Here is a 16,056-nt window from a genome sequence, read left to right as displayed (position 1 = left end):
GCATCCTGATGTGGCGACCAGTCTCAACGGTCTGGCGAATCTTTATCACTCTCAAGGGAAATACGCAGAAGCAGAACCTCTCCATTTGCGCTCGCTGGCGATTACAGAAAAGCAATTAGGAAAAGAGCATCCTGATGTGGCCACCAGTTTCAACAATCTGGCGTTACTTTATAAATCTCAAGGGAAATACGCAGAAGCAGAACCTCTCTTTTTGCGATCACTGGCGATTACAGAAAAGCAATTAGGAAAAGAGCATCCTGATGTGGCGTACAGTCTTGGTGGTCTAGCGGGTCTTTATCAATCTCAAGGGAAATACGCAGAAGCCGAACCTCTCTTATTGCGAGCGCTGGCGATTAGGGAAAAGCAATTAGGAAAAGAGCATCGTCTCGTGGCCACCAGTCTCAACAATCTGGCGAATCTTTATCACAATCAAGGGAAATACGCAGAAGCAGAACCTCTCTATTTGCAAGCGCTGGCGATTGGGGAAAAGCAATTAGGAAAAGAGCATTCTGATGTGGCGACCATTCTCAACAATCTGGCGGGTCTTTATCAATCTCAAGGGAAATACGCAGAAGCCGAACCTCTCTTATTGCGAGCGCTGGCGATTCAGGAAAAGCAATTAGGAAAAGAGCATTCTGATGTGGCGACCATTCTCAACAATCTGGCGGGTCTTTATCAATCTCAAGGGAAATACGCAGAAGCAGAACCTCTCTTATTGCGAGCGCTGGCGATTAGGGAAAAGCAATTAGGAGCAGAGCATCCTGATGTGGCCACCAGTCTCAACAATCTGGCGAATCTTTATCACAATCAAGGGAAATACGCAGAAGCAGAACCTCTCTATTTGCGCTCGCTGGCGATTGGGGAAAAGCAATTAGGAAAAGAGCATCCTAATGTAGCTAGCAGTCTCAACAATCTGGCGAGTCTTTATCGCGATCAAGGGAAATACACAGAAGCAGAACCGCTTTATCAAAAAGCGATTGCTATTTGTTCGGAAAAATTAGGAGAAAATTACCCCGACACTCAAACAGTAAAAAATAATTATAATCTGATGCTTTCTCAACTTCCCGATGAGGAATTAAGCCAACGCTTTCCCCCCGAAATGGTCGAAGATATCCAATCACTCCGTCATTCCTAGATTCTTTGTAATACCTTAATAATGCTCAAACTGCAATAAAATTACTCCAGCAGATAGTAAATGCCTAAAAAAATACGAGAACTCAAGTCTATACTTCTGAAAGCAGGGTTTACCTATCGCCCCGGTAAAGGTAGTCATACCGTTTGGAGCCATCCCCGTTTAGAATATAGCTTGACCCTGTCAGGCAAAGATAGTAGTGATGCTGATCGCTACCAGGAAAAAGACGTAAGAAATGCACTTCAGGAACTAGCAAACTTAAATCAAGGAGACAACCCATGAATTATTACTATAGTATTTTTATTCAATGGTCAGAAGAAGACAACAAATTTATCGCCCACCTCCCTGAATTTGGCCCCTATGCTCATACCCATGGTGAAACCTACCATGCAGCTCTACAAAATGCCCTTGAAGTTCTAGATCTCCTTATCGAAGACTACACTGCACGAGGCAAATCTCTCCCACCTCTCCGGGCTATTTCCGCATAGCCCAAATATTCTCAGTTCAGTAATATCTCCTAGTAAGTACCTAAGCAAAATTAATTACACATTTCGATCAAGCTTTTGCCTTTTGCCTCTTGCCTTTTGCCTATCCTAACCAAGAAATTAATTTTGCACGACTACTTATTTAACCGTTCATAGAACATTTTATACCATGATCTCGGAAAAGCCAAAATAAACATTATGCAAGTTACGGCTTAGATCATTACTAAAGTTGTCATATCGCCTTCTTCTCGATCAGAACCAAAAAGCCCAAAATAAATAATGAAAACGTCAGCCAAGAAGCAATTTTTGCTTTATTATAAGACTAATCCCCACAAACCGTAAGCGATTTATGTATCAAGTTACCGTTGATTACGCCAAAGCCAACCTAGAAAAACTCTGCGATCGCACTGAAAAAGAACCCGATGGAGTAGTGATCGTTCGTGAAAATCGCAGTTATATTCTCATCACTCAAGAAGAATGGGAATCCTTAGCTGAAACCTCCGAACTCATGCAAGATTCCAAACTATTACAACATATTGCATCAGCACGACGAGAATATGCCGCAGGAGAAACCCTAACAATGGAACAAGTATTTGGATGACAACCTACACAATTGTCTTTTCTAAACAAGCGCGAAAAGATACCGACGAACTCACCCAAAAACAAAAAGTCAAACTTCAATAAATTTTAACTAACATAATTGCAATTAATCCCTATATTGGCAAATCCTTAAAAGGCGATTTAGAAGGCTTGTATTCCTATCGCCTAAATCGAAAAGATCGTCTGCTTTATGAAATTTATGAAGACGATCAAACTATTCTGATTATTCGTACCAAAACACACTAGGGAGATTAGGTAAGAGCGGTCATAACGCCTGAAGTCATCCCCGTTTAGAATATAGCTTGCCCCTGTCAGGCAAAGATAGTAGTGATGCTGATCGCTACCAGGAAAAAGACGGAAGAAATGCACTTCAGGAACTAGCAAAATTAAATCAAGGAGACAACCCATGAATTATCACTATAGTATTTTTATTCAACTGTCTTATTACATTTTGGAATTAAGGGAAAATCACCCCGATACTCAAACAGTAAAAAATAATTAGGGTTTGCTGAAAAGTAGGGGCGATCGTCGATCAAGATGCAAGGTTTTTGAGACACTAGCTTTAAAATCTTGCATCTGTTTTGTGAAACAAGCCACTAAACCCCTTACCTTGTACATAAGTAGCTGGTTATAATTAAATTAAAAATGGATTTTAGGTTCGATCCCCCCTGCCCCCCTTGATAAGGGGGGTGCCGATAGGCGCGGGGATATGATAACTTTTAACGCCTACCTACTTATTTCACATTTATTCAGCAAACCCTAGTTAAATAATCTTTGCAGAAAAGTGCTTTGATCCCGCAGAAAAACCTGAGCGCAATTGCGCCCCGGCATTCCCGAAATTGAGCCGCCGGGGTGAGTTCCTGCCCCAGTTAAATAAAGGTTTTTAATGGGGGTTTTGTAGTTAGCTATTTCTGGCAAAGGACGCAGGAAAATCATCTGATCTAAGGTCATATCAAGATGATAGTAATTACCTTTATAGGAACCCAAACGATTAGCTAATTCGGCCGGACTTTCCACCCGACGGGCAATGATCGAAGATTTGAGATTGGGAGCATAATCGGCCAGTTTATCAAGAACTCGATCGGCCACACGATTTTTTAATTCTTCCGTCCATCCCGTGCCGTTTAATCCTGTTCCCTCGGCCCCGACAATCTGATAGGGGGCAAAAAATTCGATCCAGAGGGTATGCTTACCCTGGGGAGCCATGGAGGGATCGAGAATAGTGGGGATATCTAGGTACATCGAGGGATTTTCGTCGGGAATCTGCCCTAAAATCGTTAAAGCGTGGGCCTGTTCAACGTGACGCACGGAATCGGCGATGAGAATCGTTCCCTGTAAATACTCCTCTTTGTGATCATAAGCCTCGAACCTTGGCGCTTCGGCGAGGGCGCAATCAATTTTAAGAATTGTTTCATTGTTATTGACAATTCGCCGTTCTACCCTTTCTCGCAATTCCGGATCGGCGGCATCCACATCGGCGGAGGCGACTAACTGTAAAAAAACTCGTCTAGCGTCAATATTAGAGATAACACCCGCTTTGGCCAGATATTCCTGTCCAGAGTCCACCCTAACCCCGATCGCTTGTCCTTCCTCGATTAGAATCTGTTTAACTTTCTGCTCGGTTAAAATTACCCCACCGAGACTAACAACACATTTCACCAGAGCCTCGGTTAGTGCGCCTGTACCACCACGAGGGCGAGCCACCCCGGGGGAATGACGCATCGCCATCATCATCATCCCAGAGGTAATGCCTTTTTGGGAGGGAGGAGCTCCAATTTCCGCCGCTAGACGAGCCAGGGGTGCTTTGACAAATTCGCTCTCAAACCACTCATTGAGGACATCTTCGGGGGAAGTAATCATCGTGCGGATGAAGTCGAGCAGTTTCTTTTTCGAGCCGATCGCTTTCCAGACACTAGCTAAGGCACTAGAGTTATAATTGCGGGCGATTCTGAGCAAATCTTGGGGCGGAGCGTTAAACCAAGGCCCGATCGCATTCATCAACTGCGCCCAATAGTCGATAAACTGAAGGTAGCGATCGGCATCTCGCGGACAAAACTGGGCAATTGCGGCGTGAGTTTTTTCCAGAGAGCGATAGGAAAGAAAATATTGGCCGGAGGGATGGGGACAGAAAACGGTAGGATCGAAGAATAAATACTCTAATCCGTGGCGTTTTAGCTCCAATTCCTCAATTACTGGTCCTAAAAAGATAAATTCGTGATCGATCGCACAGAGATTAAACTTAAAATCGGGGGCTAGATCCGGGATAACCGCTTCTGTGGTAGCCGCGCCTCCCGGTACGCTACGCTGTTCGAGAAGGAGGACGCGATAACCGGCTTTGAGGAGATAGGCGGCACAAACTAAACCATTATGCCCGGCACCGATGAGGATAACATCGTAACTTTCCATGCAGTTTCAAAAATTCCTATTTTTAATTTTGCGCTTTTCTTGACCCTAATATGTTAAAAATAGTTAAAGATTCGCTGCTATCAGCAGATTTCAGCGAGCAGTTATGAGTGAGCGGGTAGAAAACCTTTAATTTTTCCTTTTTTTTATGAGTTCTGCGATTAAAGTTATTCAACCATCCGGTATTTTAGATGGCAACCAAGCCAGCGAATTTCGCCAAGAAATTGCCGAAGCCGTGCAGGGAGGTTCCGAGGTTATTATCGTTGATTTCCAGAACGTCACCTTTATGGATAGTTCTGGTTTAGGGGCGTTAGTTTTATCCTTAAAAACCGTGCGTTCTGCGGGGGGTAAACTATTGATATGCTCGATTAATGATCAGATAAAAATGTTATTTGAATTGACTGATATGGATCGAGTTTTTGAAATTTTTAATAACCGAGAAGAATTAGAACAAAAAATCCTCGGAAGTTAATTAAGTAGTCGTGCAAAAATTAATTTATTGGTTGGGATAGGCAAAAGGCAAGAGGCAAAAGGCAAAAGCTTTATCGAAATGTGTAATTAATTTTACTTAGGTACTTAGCCAAAATCCACCTGCATAATCGAAAGATCATCCTTAAAATTGCCATCAAATTGTAAAGCTTGAATTTCTTCAATAAAATTATCGAGATTTTTGGCGTAATTACAATGATAATTTCGCAAAGATTGAATAAAGTTTTCTAGTCCCCACATCCTACCATCAGCACAATCGATCTCGTAAATTCCATCGCTAAAAAGATAAAGGCTACTGGGTAAATTCAGGCATTTAACCTGATTAATATACTCCGCTTCTGGAAACATCCCGATGGGAAAACCGGGGGCTTTCAGTCTGGTTTCAATCATCTGGCCAAAAGGTTTTTGAGTTAGGAGAACTGCTGGGGGATGACCGGCGCTGGCATAGGTTAACTGTTGTTGTTTCCGATCATAAATTCCGTACCAAATAGTAAAATATTTATCATTCTTAGGACTGATTTGATAAACTTGATTTAACCCTTGTAAAACCTGATTAGGTTGATAGTAATTCACCTGACTTAAACCACGGGAACGGAGTAAATTAATCACCGAAAGGGAAGGTAAAGCCGCTCGCAAACCATGGCCCGCCACATCTAAAAGATATAACATCAAATGGTCATTATCTAACCAATAATAATCAAAACCATCGCCCCCCAATCGACGAGAAGGAAGGAAGCGAAAATCGATAGCAAGTTTTGGAGAAATAAAAGGTTCTGGTAACAGCGATCGCACATAATCCGCCGCCTCCGCTAACTCCATTTCTAGTAATTGTTTTTGCGCTTGCAGATCATGACTTAATTGATGCAAACGCATTCCCGCTCGCACACGCGCTTTTAACTCATTAATTTCGATCGGTTTGCATAAAAAATCATCGGCCCCCGCATCCAATCCCTTCACCCGATCCTCCACCGATCCCAAAGAAGTTAAGAGGATAAAAAAAGTCGTTGACAGTTGGGGATTAAGCTTAATTTGCCGGCAAACTTCCAACCCATCGATCCCCGGCATCATCCAATCACAAATAATCATCGCCGGTTTTAGTTGCCCCGCTTGCTTTAATCCTTCTTCCCCATCACTGGCAACAAAAACCTCGTATTCCTTCTGCAAAGCTCGTCTCAGGAACGTTTGAATTACTCCATCATCATCAATTACTAGAATTCGTACCATCTTTTTTGTAACTCGACTATCTCAATCTTACTGCTTACCTCGGACTCCCTGACGGATGACTTTGCTTGTCCCTCAAGAGAAGATTAAATCCAGAATCGAGCTAACACATCATTCATAGTTGGGGAAAAATGGTATAACTTCTAGCGTAAGGCATTGCAGAGGTAAGCTGGGGGTGAAGATTTCTTTTCAGGTAGATAGCGATCTCAGGTCCTTAGATACCGTTTTAAAATATTTTCAGCAACTTGAACCGACGGGCATTCCCCAAAAAGACTGGCTCCAGTGTCAGCTTGCTCTTGCCGAAGGTTTTACCAATGCAGTCCGTCACGCTCACCGACACCTCCCCCCCGAAATCCTGATCGAGATCGAGATTGAGATTACCCCTCACCAGATGGAAATTCGCATCTGGGATCGGGGTTCCGTCTTCGATTTAGAGGACTTTATCGAGAAAAACGCCTATCATGACTATAGTTTCTCTGGTCATGGGCAAGGACTGCCGATCCTCCGAAAAATCGCCGATCAACTCAGTTATACTCGCAACGAAGATCAGCGCAACTGTCTATTAATTATTAAACAATTTTCCCGCCATGAATCCGATCGCGCCCCTCGTTTCTCCTAGTTGGTTAGTGAACAATCTCGATCGCCCCGATCTGATGGTTATTGACTGTCGTTTTCAATTAAATGATCCCGATCTCGGTTATCAAGAGTATTTAGCCAATCATATTGAAAATGCCTTCTATTTACACCTCGATCGCGATTTATCGGCTCCCGTTGCCCGTCATGGCGGCCGTCATCCTTTACCGAATCCGCAGACAATAGCCGCTAAATTAAGCTCTTTAGGGGTGATTTCCGGCCAAACCCATGTCATCGCCTACGATGCCTCCCGTTTTGCCTTTGCCAGTCGTCTCTGGTGGTTATTACGTTATCTGGGCCATGAACGAGTCAGCATTCTCGATGGTGGTTGGCAAAATTGGTTAAATGCCGGTTATCCCGTCTCTAATCAGATACCTGTGCCGAAAACCGGCGCTTTCCTCCCCCAAGTTCAACAGGATTGGGTAGTCACAATCGAGGAGGTAAAAAGGCAAAAAGAGCAAGCGGGAGTGGTGTTAATTGATGCCAGGGAAAGCGATCGCTATCGGGGCGAAAGGGAACCGATCGATCCGATCGCCGGCCACATCGAGGGGGCGCTTAATTATCCCTGGTTGGAAGTCACCGATAGTCAGGGTTTTTCTCAACCCCTGGCCCAGCAAACACAACGTTGGCCAGAGCGGCAAGGCGATCGAGAAATTATCCTCTACTGTGGTTCAGGAGTGACAGCCTGTGTTAATATCTTTTCCCTGACCCTAGCCGGATACGAGAATGTTAAGCTATATTCTGGAGGTTGGAGTGATTGGTGTTCCTACCTGATCTAACCAGCCCTATTGATACCCATCTATCGAGAAAGATTATCAAAATGACCTAATTACTGTACAATCCCCCTATTATCACTTTTAATTATTCCGAAACTATTATCTAATTTGTCTCCCAGACAAAAAAGCTAATTTTTATTTTAGTTGCTATCCTTTTGCTCTCAAATCACCGCTATTCCCCAAAGAATAGTCGTTTCCCCCCGTAAAATTACTAAAAAGTAATTTTATAGTTAAACTGTATAAAAAATTAGGTATGTATTTTGTATGACAGAAGCCGGTCTTTGTCATTGTAATGGTGGCACCCGTCCGAAAGATCGCCTTTCGATTTTTGTGGATGGCAATAATATGTTTTATGCTCAACAAAAAAATGGTTGGTTTTTTGACCCGCGCAAGGTGTTAAATTACTTCACCAACGACCCGAATATTATGTTAATTAATGCCTTTTGGTACACGGGTTTAAAAGATTCCCAAGATCAAAGAGGTTTTCGCGATGCTTTAATTAGTTTGGGTTATACGGTGAGAACAAAAATTTTGAAAGAATATTATGATGATAGTTCCGGTCGTTTTTCCCAGAAAGCTAATTTAGACATCGAAATTGTCGTCGATATGTTTAATACCGTCGATCAATACGATCGAGTGATTTTATTTAGCGGTGATGGCGATTTTGAACGAGCGATCGAACTATTGCGCTCTAAAAATACTCATATTACCGTAGTTTCTACGGAAGGGATGATCGCTAGGGAATTACGCAACGCCACCGATCGCTATATTGACCTGAATGATATTCGCAAAGATATCGAAAAAAGTGATTATTAATCGGCCGTTTTCTCTTTAAACTGGCTATTTATCCCATTTTTCTTTATTGGTAGTCCTCACCCCAAACCTTCTCCCAGAAGGGGATAGGTGAGGCAATTAACCATCTCTTGTTTATTTTTCCTTGAGTCGAAAGAGTAAAAACTGATTGACCTGATTCGGATTAAAATTATCATCACTGACCAAAATCAAAGAGCGACTACCATCTGGTAATCTTGGACCGAGGGTCATTCCTTCCAAATTATCTAAATCAATCCCCAAAGTCCCTAAATCTAGTAATAATTTTTTCCGCAAGGGTTGCACCTGTAAAGCTTCTAATTCCCCCGGTATTCTGGCGATTTTCGAGGTGTCAGTGGCACTCCCATTAACTACCTGAAATAGTTTTGCTCCAAAACCTTCTAAACCAAAAGTTCGCTCTAAACTGAGAAAATAACCCTCTTTTTCTAAAGCTAATAATTCCGTCAAACCGTAGTATCTCGCACCACTGGGTGGCTCATCTAACACATACAATTGTTCTGATACTAACACAGGCGCACCAATCGGATCAATCACATAATGAAGAAGTCGCACTCTGAGATTTTCTGCTCTTTTTCCTGTGGGACTATCTTGAATTAAAGCGCTTTCTGTGGCAGTAAACAAACGAAAAGGATCGTCTTTGAGGGTGCTGGTAATCCCTAAAGTTAAGGATTCAAAACCTAAATTATCCTCTATTCCTTTTTGATTGCTATCATCTGGTAAAAAGCGATTAGGAATTAACAAAGACTCCTTTAATTGTCCCTGCAAATCAAATTCAGCAATAAAAGGAGCAATTCCCTCTTTAACCGCACCTTCACTGGAAATAAACAAAGTTTGTCGGGGCGAAAAAGCGATACCTTCCGGGTCGATCGATCCCTTTTTAAAAGTTTCTCCCTTGCCATCTTTTAGGAACGTGACCGCCTCTAAATTCACTTTTTCGATTTTTTCATCATTTATCTGCAAACTAGCCCGATAAAAGCGGGCTGGAGCTTTCTGAGAACGATCATCACTGAGCAGATAAAAGCGGTTATTGGCACGATCATAGGTAATTGCCGATAATCCCCCCACCCTTGTGTCTTGATAATCCGCTTGTGGTAATTGATATTCTCCCAAAAACTCGACCGAGAGGGGTAGAAACATTCGTTGTTCTGCCAAAACTTGTGGGGAGACACCACAGGCAGCCAGACTAAAGGTTACAATTAAACTAGCAATTAAACCCAAAATTGGGAAACGCAAATTTTCGGCAGTCAGTCTCTTATAGAATTGATCGATCACAAAATATAACCCTCTACTACGCTCTTATCAATCTATTATGCTACGTTTTTCTCTCGGTTTATGGCTCTGTTTGATCGGTACTTCCCTTCCTCTCCTAGCACAAACAGAAACCCCTGCACCCAATCCCCTCGAAACTCCCTTAAAAAGTCCTTTATTACCCGCAATCGATCGCCCTTTAACTCCCTTAGAGCGTCGTCAACTGTTATTATACATCGATCAACGCGATGCTGAAGCTCAAGCTAAATACGATGCGGGATTAAATGAGGAAGCTTTTCCTATCTGGTATGAAGTGATTAAATTAAATCGTTATTTAGGGGCCAAAGAAGAAGTAAAATCTTTGGGAAAAGTGGGGTTAGCAGCTTGGAATCGAGATCGAACTGAGGATGTTAAATTAATTACTGCTCGTTTAAAAGCTCTTCAACAAACTGCGGAAACTAACCGGACAATGGACGGGGAATTATTAGCATTACTAGGTACATCCTATCAACAGGTACGAGCTTTTAATGAGGCGATAATCATCTATGATAAAATCCTAGCTAATGCCAGACAATCTGGAGATAATGCGGCAGTAGAAGCAACTTTAAATCAACTTGGTCAAATTCATTTATCCCGTTTTGATTATCAAAAAGCCGCCCCAGTCTATGAGGAATTATTAACTATTTCTAAGGCGCAAAATAATTCTTTAACTCAAGGGATATATCTGCAAAGATTAGCAGAAATTTATCGAGAATCTCTGCAACCAGCTAACGCAGTAAAAATTAAAGAAGAAATAGCTGAAACCCAGATCAGAAATCAGCAAATACAGTTAATTCCCGCTCTAAAAATTCAAATTGGTTTAGATTATCAAGCTTTAAAAGACGCAAATAAAGCCAGCCAAAACTTTCAAGAAGCCTATTCTCTCGCTTTTGCTTTACAACAGTACGGCACCGCAGGAGAAGCTTTAAGTAAGTTAGCCGAACTTTATAAAAGTTATCAACAGGTAGATTATGCTTTACAAATCTATCAAGAATCAATTAAAGTCCATGAATTGGGTTATAATTACTACGGTTTAATGAATACCTACGATCAAATCGGTCAAATTTATCTAGAGAGAAAAAATTATCCCCAAGCTTTACTCGCTTTCCAAAAAGGTGCGGAATTAGCCCAAGCTATCCGTTATCGTGAACAATATTTTCAAACCCAAATCACCCAAATTAATCAAGCAATAAATAATCCTGAACAGTGATCTTTAAGTCTTTGAATAGTTAACTAATGGACAGAGAAATGGGGAAATGGCGACTAAGAAATATCTTCCCCAACACCCTAAAACCCTAAAACCCTAAAACCCAAAACCCAACCCACCAATGGAAAATTCCTATTCTGAATTAACCGAAGACTTGCTGAAATTGCTGCAACATTTGCCCCACTTAAAAGATAGTAAATGGATTCAAAGATCTCTGGAAGCAATAGTCAGAATTGCTGGGGAGGAAATCGATCGCCTCGATTGGAAAATTTTAACCTATGCGATCGAAGATCTAGAAAAGGGATTTCAGGTATTTTACCCCTACCGTCACATTCGTAAACTGACCATTTTTGGCTCGGCACGCATCAAACCCGACAGCAGTGAATACCGTCTCGCAGTAGAATTCGCACGTCGTATCAGTCAATACGGTTTTATGGTGTTAACTGGTGCTGGGGGTGGCATCATGCAAGCAGGGAATGAAGGCGCCGGACGGGAAAATTCCTTCGGATTAAATATTCAGCTACCCTTTGAACAGGGGGCTAATCCCTATATCATAAATGATGCCAAATTAATCGATTTTAAATATTTCTTTACCAGAAAACTATTTTTTCTGCGGGAAAGTGACGCAGTAGCTTTATTCCCCGGTGGTTTCGGCACCCAAGATGAGGCCTTCGAGACGCTTACCCTCTGTCAAACCGGTAAATACGGACCTGCACCCCTAGTATTAATTGATGAGCCTGATGGGGATTACTGGCAAACTTGGCAAGAACAAATTAGTGAAAATCTGCAAAAAAGAGGACTGATATCCGCCGAAGATCGGAATTTTTATACTATTACCAACGATCTAGACCACGCTTGTCAAACAATTCGCCACTTCTATCGGGTGTATCACTCCAGCCGTTTTGTGGGAGAATCCTTTGTTATTCGTCTTAATCACGAACTAAGCGGGGAACAGATCGAACAAATTAACCAAAACTTCGGCGATATCGTAGTTAAGGGGAAAATCGAACCTAGTCAAATTCTAGAACGAGAGAATCGGGATTCCAGCCACCATTTACCTCGTCTAGTTTTTTACTTCAACGGCAAGAGTTACGGACGCTTGTATCAATTAATAGATCACATCAACGATTTAAGTCCTGTAGTTGCCCTTGAAGAGCATCCCGAGAAAAAATAAACCCTAGGCCAGAGTTTCCGGACAGTATCCTAAACCCTTAGTAAATTGTTGCCGAAAAGCCTCTATATCTTGCTGATCCGGGGTACCATGGGACACGATCGCCACTTGGTAACGACGCATGACATCAATGGGGGATTGTCCTGTTTCCAAACTCCAAAAAACCATCTGGAGACGCATTTCCGGTTGATAGGGAATCCCTAACTCATTCATGTAGGCGCGAAAATCCCCGTGTTGGCAAGGAGTAAGCATTTGATTAAACTTTACCTTGACCACCCAACCGTTAATCTGATGAATAACCGTCATGACGGAGGAGGGTAGATGAGTCATCGATCGCAGGTATTCGGTGACTCGTAGCGTTAAACTAGCGTTAGCAAGAAAATAGAGATAGTCCATAGTGGCCGCTGGGATGTTGGCTAACAGTCACGATTAGTGTTATATCTCTAGTCTGACGATAAACCGTTCCAGATACCAAGGGGAGAAATCCCCGATTTAGTGAAGTTCGCCTGGGTAGGATTACCCAACTTTTGCGAAGATCTTTATGATGATAATGATGATGATCCCTGACCAATCACTCTCCAGCTACGATTATCACCTTCCTCCGGAGTTAATTGCCCAAAATCCCGCAGAACCCCGAGACAGTTCCCGTCTTTTGGTAGTAGATTCTCCTAATAGTCATAATTTGGCTATTTTTCGGGATTTACCCACTTGGTTAGAGTCGGGGGATTTGCTGGTTTTCAACGATACTCGCGTGATTCCGGCCCGTTTATTTGGACGTAAAACCACGGGCGCCCCCATAGAAATATTACTATTGGAAGAACAGGATGACCATCGTTGGTTATCTCTAGTGAAACCGGGAAAACGCTTTAAAGTCGGTTCAGAAGTCCTTTTTTATCCGAAAACAGGGCGAACGGAAGACAAAGAAAAATTATGGTTAGCGAAAGTAATCGATCGAGATCTGAACACCAGTGGTCGTCTGCTGGAATTTCAACGTCATCCCGGACGCAGTTTTTGGGATATGTTGGAGGAGTACGGTCATATTCCTTTCCCCCCCTACGTCACCGAATCGGAGGCGGAAGAAGACCGTTATCAAACAGTTTACGCTGATAAACAGGGTTCTGTGGCCGCTCCCACGGCCGGATTACATTTTACTCCCGAATTATTCCATAAGCTCGCCCAGAAGGGTATAGATATCACCTATATCACCCTTCATGTGGGAGTGGGAACCTTTCGTCCCGTGGAAGTGGAAAATATTACAGAACACCTAATGCACCAAGAATTTTTAGAGATTTCCGCCGAAACTGCCGAAAAAATTGCCCAAACAAAGGCTAGAGGTGGCCGGGTTATCGCCGTAGGAACCACGGTAGCTCGCGCCTTGGAAGGGGCAATTAAAGAAACTAAGAGCGATAAATTAACCGATTTTCAGGGAAAAACCAATTTATTTGTCTATCCGGGTTATCAATGGCGAGTTATCGACGGCATGATCACCAATTTTCACCTACCCAAGTCCAGTTTGATGATGTTAGTCAGTGCCTTAGTCGGACGGGAAAGACTACTGGCATTGTATCAAGCAGCTATCCAAGAGCGTTTCCGTTTCTATTCCTTCGGTGACGCTATGTTAATCCTACCCAGCGCTTGCAGCAGTAATCGGTAAGTAGTTGGACAAAATTACATCCACACCCTAGAAAGAAGGAGGGCCAGAACTGCGGAAAGGGCAACAGGAAAAAGGTAAAAATATGTGTAAGCGGCCCGCGCATCTAAATTGGTCTAGGTCGATTATCGAACCACCTCTAGCCTGTTGTCTATCCTAACCAAGAAATGAAAAGAAAAGACATTAAAATCGGTCGCCGCTATTCTAGCAAACCCCTGCAAATATTTTTAATTATTGCCTTCATCGTCGCCGCTCCCTTTGCTATTTTTTATCTTATTGCCTTGGCTTATCTTTGGCAAGGCGATCGACTTTTGGCCGCGGGGGAAAAGGAATCGGCTCTGTCTGCTTACCGAACAGTTTTATCTTTTGACGAAAATTCAGTCCAAGCCCATATAAAAATCGCTCAGGTCTTGCAAAGTCAAAAACGCTATTCTGAAGCCTTAGAAGCCTATGATCGTGGCTTTATCGTTAATCATAAACCACCGATGGAACCCTCCCAAAGTAATTATTTAGTCGCTTTGGGAGATATCTTCGCGCAGGAGGAAAAATGGTCAGAGGCGATCGATGCTTACCAAAAAGCAATGATCATTAAACCAACTTTTAAAGCGCAATTTCAGCTAGGAAAAGCCCTCTATAGTTTACAACGTTGGGATGAGGCGGCGAAAGCTCTGCAAGCAGCGGTTTTTCTCGATCCTACTCAGGGAAAGGCCTATTTTTATCTGGGAAAGGCCTACAGTGAACAGCAACTCTGGCCAGAGGCTAGTTATGCCTATCAGCAAGCTCTAGAATTGACACCTAGTCAGGGTGAAACCTACAAAAAATTAGGAGAAACCCTAGCAAAACAGGGAAAATGGCAAGAAGCAGAGCAAATATATCGGCAGGCTTTAATTTACGCTCCTAAAGATGGGGATATTTATAATTATTTAGGGAAAGCTTTAGCGGAACAGGGAAAACTAGGGGAAGCCATGGCAGTTTTTCAACAGGCACGCCAAATTAGTCCCAAAAATGCCGAGATTTACGAAAATCTCTGTTATATCTATATCAATAGCGGTCAGATCGATGCGGGTCTAAATTGGTGTCGGCAGGCCGTAGAAATCGATCCCAATTTATCAGAAGTTAGATTTATTTTACAGGAAATCCAACGGGGAAGATTAATTCACGACAATCCCGAATTATTAAAAATGCCAGAGATAATTCCCAGTGTTAAGAGTGATCCTCTGGTGAATTTAAAACGCTCAATTGTTAAAATTATCGTGCGCGGCAAAAATAACAATGGTATCGGCACGGGTTGGTTATTAAAACGAGATAAAGATAGAGCTTGGATCGTGACTAATCGCCATGTGGTCACGAATTCTCGTCAAGAAATCGATGCAGGGTCCCGCATTTTTGTGGAGTATTATAGCCAACCACCCCAGGGAAAAATTCGCAAGCGTTCAAAAGCTAAAATTATCCACACTACCCCCGCTGACGACTGGCTCGATTTAGCAGTATTAGAGGTAAAAAATCCCCCCCCAGATTTAAAACCTTTAGCTTTAGCACCGCTACCAATTGCCCCTAATCAACCAGTAATCTCGATCGGTAATCCTTTTAATCAAAAAGATTGGACTGTCAGCAAAGGCACGGTTAATGATAATGACGAAAAATCCTTAAGTTTATCCATGTTTGTCGTTTCTGGACAGTCGGGAAGTCCAGTTTTAAACGATAAAAATCAAGTGGTGGGAGTGATTTCTCAAGCGAGTTTATTTTGTGATAATCCCTCCACTCCTAAACCCCTAGAAAATGCCGTTAAATTAGGCTGCGGTTTAGCGATTCCCATTGATAGAGTGCGAGAAAGGTTAAGAGAGTGGGGAACTTTTTCAGTAATCAGTAATCAGTAATCAGTGGATAGTGGATAGTAGTTAAGCTGTTCGTAATTTAAATTGCTTGTTGAAACGAGGCAAAAGGCAAGAGGCAAAAGGCAACAGTAAAGGGATTGGGGGAGGTTCGGCTAATCTAAGAATAAGCGGTTTAAATGCGTCTTAGCTTAGTGGATAGTAGACCTCTTGCAAAAGTCTTAAGTCGATCCTTGTACAGCAACATTTTTGAAGATTATCAACTACTAATAAATAATTAACTGAAAGTCCCTCCCATTATTGTTTCTATCGTTTGTTTTCGGATTTATGCAAGAGGT

General features: G+C 42.4%; 17 protein-coding genes. 13 read left to right on the top strand and 4 right to left on the bottom strand.

Translation table 11 applies throughout. From position 1 onward, the window contains the following. From IM496_RS17165 to IM496_RS22490, 5 genes are all read left to right on the top strand, one after another. A partial coding sequence (locus IM496_RS17165; RefSeq protein WP_287662683.1) for a tetratricopeptide repeat protein occupies positions 1-1,135 on the top strand: 1,135 nt, incomplete at its 5' end. Positions 1,136-1,195: 60 nt separating this feature from the next. Then, a complete protein-coding gene (locus IM496_RS17160; protein WP_002737958.1) occupies positions 1,196-1,414 on the top strand; it encodes a type II toxin-antitoxin system HicA family toxin in 219 nt (72 codons plus the stop codon). Then, a complete protein-coding gene (locus IM496_RS17155) occupies positions 1,411-1,620 on the top strand; it encodes a type II toxin-antitoxin system HicB family antitoxin (protein WP_002737731.1) in 210 nt (69 codons plus the stop codon). Before IM496_RS17160 ends, IM496_RS17155 begins: the two co-directional genes overlap by 4 nt. A gap of 346 nt (positions 1,621-1,966) precedes the next feature. Then, a complete protein-coding gene (locus IM496_RS17150; RefSeq protein ID WP_150975441.1) occupies positions 1,967-2,218 on the top strand; it encodes a type II toxin-antitoxin system Phd/YefM family antitoxin in 252 nt (83 codons plus the stop codon). A gap of 83 nt (positions 2,219-2,301) precedes the next feature. Next, positions 2,302-2,463, top strand: coding sequence for a type II toxin-antitoxin system RelE/ParE family toxin (locus tag IM496_RS22490; RefSeq protein WP_416209693.1), 162 nt, complete (start codon positions 2,302-2,304; stop codon positions 2,461-2,463). A gap of 513 nt (positions 2,464-2,976) precedes the next feature. Here IM496_RS22490 and crtO read toward each other — a convergent pair. Beyond that, positions 2,977-4,623: a beta-carotene ketolase CrtO gene (crtO, locus tag IM496_RS17140; protein WP_194014056.1), complete on the bottom strand. Its 1,647-nt coding sequence runs from the start codon at positions 4,621-4,623 to the stop codon at positions 2,977-2,979. Between the two features lie 145 nt (positions 4,624-4,768). On the opposite strand from crtO, the gene IM496_RS17135 reads away from it, so the two are divergent. Further along, complete coding sequence (locus IM496_RS17135; RefSeq protein WP_194014054.1) at positions 4,769-5,092, top strand: STAS domain-containing protein; 324 nt, start codon at positions 4,769-4,771, stop codon at positions 5,090-5,092. Between the two features lie 104 nt (positions 5,093-5,196). Here IM496_RS17135 and IM496_RS17130 read toward each other — a convergent pair whose 3' ends face one another. Then, positions 5,197-6,333 (bottom strand): SpoIIE family protein phosphatase, encoded by a 1,137-nt coding sequence (locus IM496_RS17130; RefSeq protein ID WP_287662682.1) that lies wholly within the window; start codon positions 6,331-6,333, stop codon positions 5,197-5,199. Between the two features lie 172 nt (positions 6,334-6,505). Here IM496_RS17130 and IM496_RS17125 point away from each other — a divergent pair, with 172 nt between their 5' ends. The 3 genes from IM496_RS17125 to IM496_RS17115 all read left to right on the top strand — a co-directional run bounded on the left by IM496_RS17125 (position 6,506) and on the right by IM496_RS17115 (position 8,555). Next, on the top strand, positions 6,506-6,949 hold the full coding sequence (locus tag IM496_RS17125) for an ATP-binding protein (protein WP_287662680.1): 444 nt from the start codon (positions 6,506-6,508) through the stop codon (positions 6,947-6,949). Continuing rightward, a complete protein-coding gene (locus tag IM496_RS17120) occupies positions 6,918-7,742 on the top strand; it encodes a sulfurtransferase (protein ID WP_287662679.1) in 825 nt (274 codons plus the stop codon). The genes IM496_RS17125 and IM496_RS17120 overlap by 32 nt, the downstream gene beginning before the upstream one ends. 261 nt (positions 7,743-8,003) lie before the next feature. Further along, positions 8,004-8,555 (top strand): LabA-like NYN domain-containing protein, encoded by a 552-nt coding sequence (locus IM496_RS17115; RefSeq protein WP_002751943.1) that lies wholly within the window; start codon positions 8,004-8,006, stop codon positions 8,553-8,555. 111 nt (positions 8,556-8,666) lie between these two features. Here IM496_RS17115 and IM496_RS17110 read toward each other — a convergent pair whose 3' ends face one another. Beyond that, on the bottom strand, positions 8,667-9,842 hold the full coding sequence (locus tag IM496_RS17110; RefSeq protein ID WP_287662677.1) for an esterase-like activity of phytase family protein: 1,176 nt from the start codon (positions 9,840-9,842) through the stop codon (positions 8,667-8,669). 37 nt (positions 9,843-9,879) lie between these two features. Between IM496_RS17110 and IM496_RS17105 the strand changes: the two genes are divergently transcribed. Further along, positions 9,880-11,067: a tetratricopeptide repeat protein gene (locus IM496_RS17105; protein ID WP_194014046.1), complete on the top strand. Its 1,188-nt coding sequence runs from the start codon at positions 9,880-9,882 to the stop codon at positions 11,065-11,067. Between the two features lie 118 nt (positions 11,068-11,185). Then, a complete protein-coding gene (locus IM496_RS17100) occupies positions 11,186-12,238 on the top strand; it encodes an LOG family protein (protein ID WP_194014044.1) in 1,053 nt (350 codons plus the stop codon). 3 nt (positions 12,239-12,241) lie between these two features. On the opposite strand, the gene IM496_RS17095 is transcribed toward IM496_RS17100, so the two are convergent. Beyond that, positions 12,242-12,631, bottom strand: coding sequence for a hypothetical protein (locus tag IM496_RS17095; RefSeq protein WP_002733765.1), 390 nt, complete (start codon positions 12,629-12,631; stop codon positions 12,242-12,244). A 160-nt stretch (positions 12,632-12,791) separates the two neighbouring features. Here IM496_RS17095 and queA point away from each other — a divergent pair, with 160 nt between their 5' ends. Continuing rightward, positions 12,792-13,889: a tRNA preQ1(34) S-adenosylmethionine ribosyltransferase-isomerase QueA gene (queA, locus tag IM496_RS17090; RefSeq protein ID WP_287662684.1), complete on the top strand. Its 1,098-nt coding sequence runs from the start codon at positions 12,792-12,794 to the stop codon at positions 13,887-13,889. Positions 13,890-14,053: 164 nt separating this feature from the next. Next, on the top strand, positions 14,054-15,763 hold the full coding sequence (locus tag IM496_RS17085; protein ID WP_287662675.1) for a serine protease: 1,710 nt from the start codon (positions 14,054-14,056) through the stop codon (positions 15,761-15,763). Positions 15,764-16,056: the final 293 nt, after the last annotated feature.

The organism is Microcystis sp. M049S2 (assembly GCF_020245625.1).
Lineage (GTDB): Bacteria > Cyanobacteriota > Cyanobacteriia > Cyanobacteriales > Microcystaceae > Microcystis > Microcystis ichthyoblabe_A.
Note: the sequence above shows the minus strand (reverse complement) of the source record. Positions and strands in the feature narration are given on the sequence as shown.

What these genes read in the sequence shown, in the direction of transcription:
- IM496_RS17105 (WP_194014046.1), top strand. Translation starts at nt 9,880, where the DNA reads ATGCTACGTTTTTCTCTCGGTTTATGGCTCTGTTTGATCGGTACTTCC.
- IM496_RS17155 (WP_002737731.1), top strand. Translation starts at nt 1,411, where the DNA reads ATGAATTATTACTATAGTATTTTTATTCAATGGTCAGAAGAAGACAAC.
- IM496_RS17130 (WP_287662682.1), bottom strand. Translation starts at nt 6,333, where the DNA reads ATGGTACGAATTCTAGTAATTGATGATGATGGAGTAATTCAAACGTTC.
- IM496_RS17115 (WP_002751943.1), top strand. Translation starts at nt 8,004, where the DNA reads ATGACAGAAGCCGGTCTTTGTCATTGTAATGGTGGCACCCGTCCGAAA.
- IM496_RS17160 (WP_002737958.1), top strand. Translation starts at nt 1,196, where the DNA reads ATGCCTAAAAAAATACGAGAACTCAAGTCTATACTTCTGAAAGCAGGG.
- crtO (WP_194014056.1), bottom strand. Translation starts at nt 4,623, where the DNA reads ATGGAAAGTTACGATGTTATCCTCATCGGTGCCGGGCATAATGGTTTA.
- IM496_RS17135 (WP_194014054.1), top strand. Translation starts at nt 4,769, where the DNA reads ATGAGTTCTGCGATTAAAGTTATTCAACCATCCGGTATTTTAGATGGC.
- queA (WP_287662684.1), top strand. Translation starts at nt 12,792, where the DNA reads ATGATCCCTGACCAATCACTCTCCAGCTACGATTATCACCTTCCTCCG.
- IM496_RS17150 (WP_150975441.1), top strand. Translation starts at nt 1,967, where the DNA reads ATGTATCAAGTTACCGTTGATTACGCCAAAGCCAACCTAGAAAAACTC.
- IM496_RS17120 (WP_287662679.1), top strand. Translation starts at nt 6,918, where the DNA reads ATGAATCCGATCGCGCCCCTCGTTTCTCCTAGTTGGTTAGTGAACAAT.
- IM496_RS17085 (WP_287662675.1), top strand. Translation starts at nt 14,054, where the DNA reads ATGAAAAGAAAAGACATTAAAATCGGTCGCCGCTATTCTAGCAAACCC.
- IM496_RS17100 (WP_194014044.1), top strand. Translation starts at nt 11,186, where the DNA reads ATGGAAAATTCCTATTCTGAATTAACCGAAGACTTGCTGAAATTGCTG.
- IM496_RS17095 (WP_002733765.1), bottom strand. Translation starts at nt 12,631, where the DNA reads ATGGACTATCTCTATTTTCTTGCTAACGCTAGTTTAACGCTACGAGTC.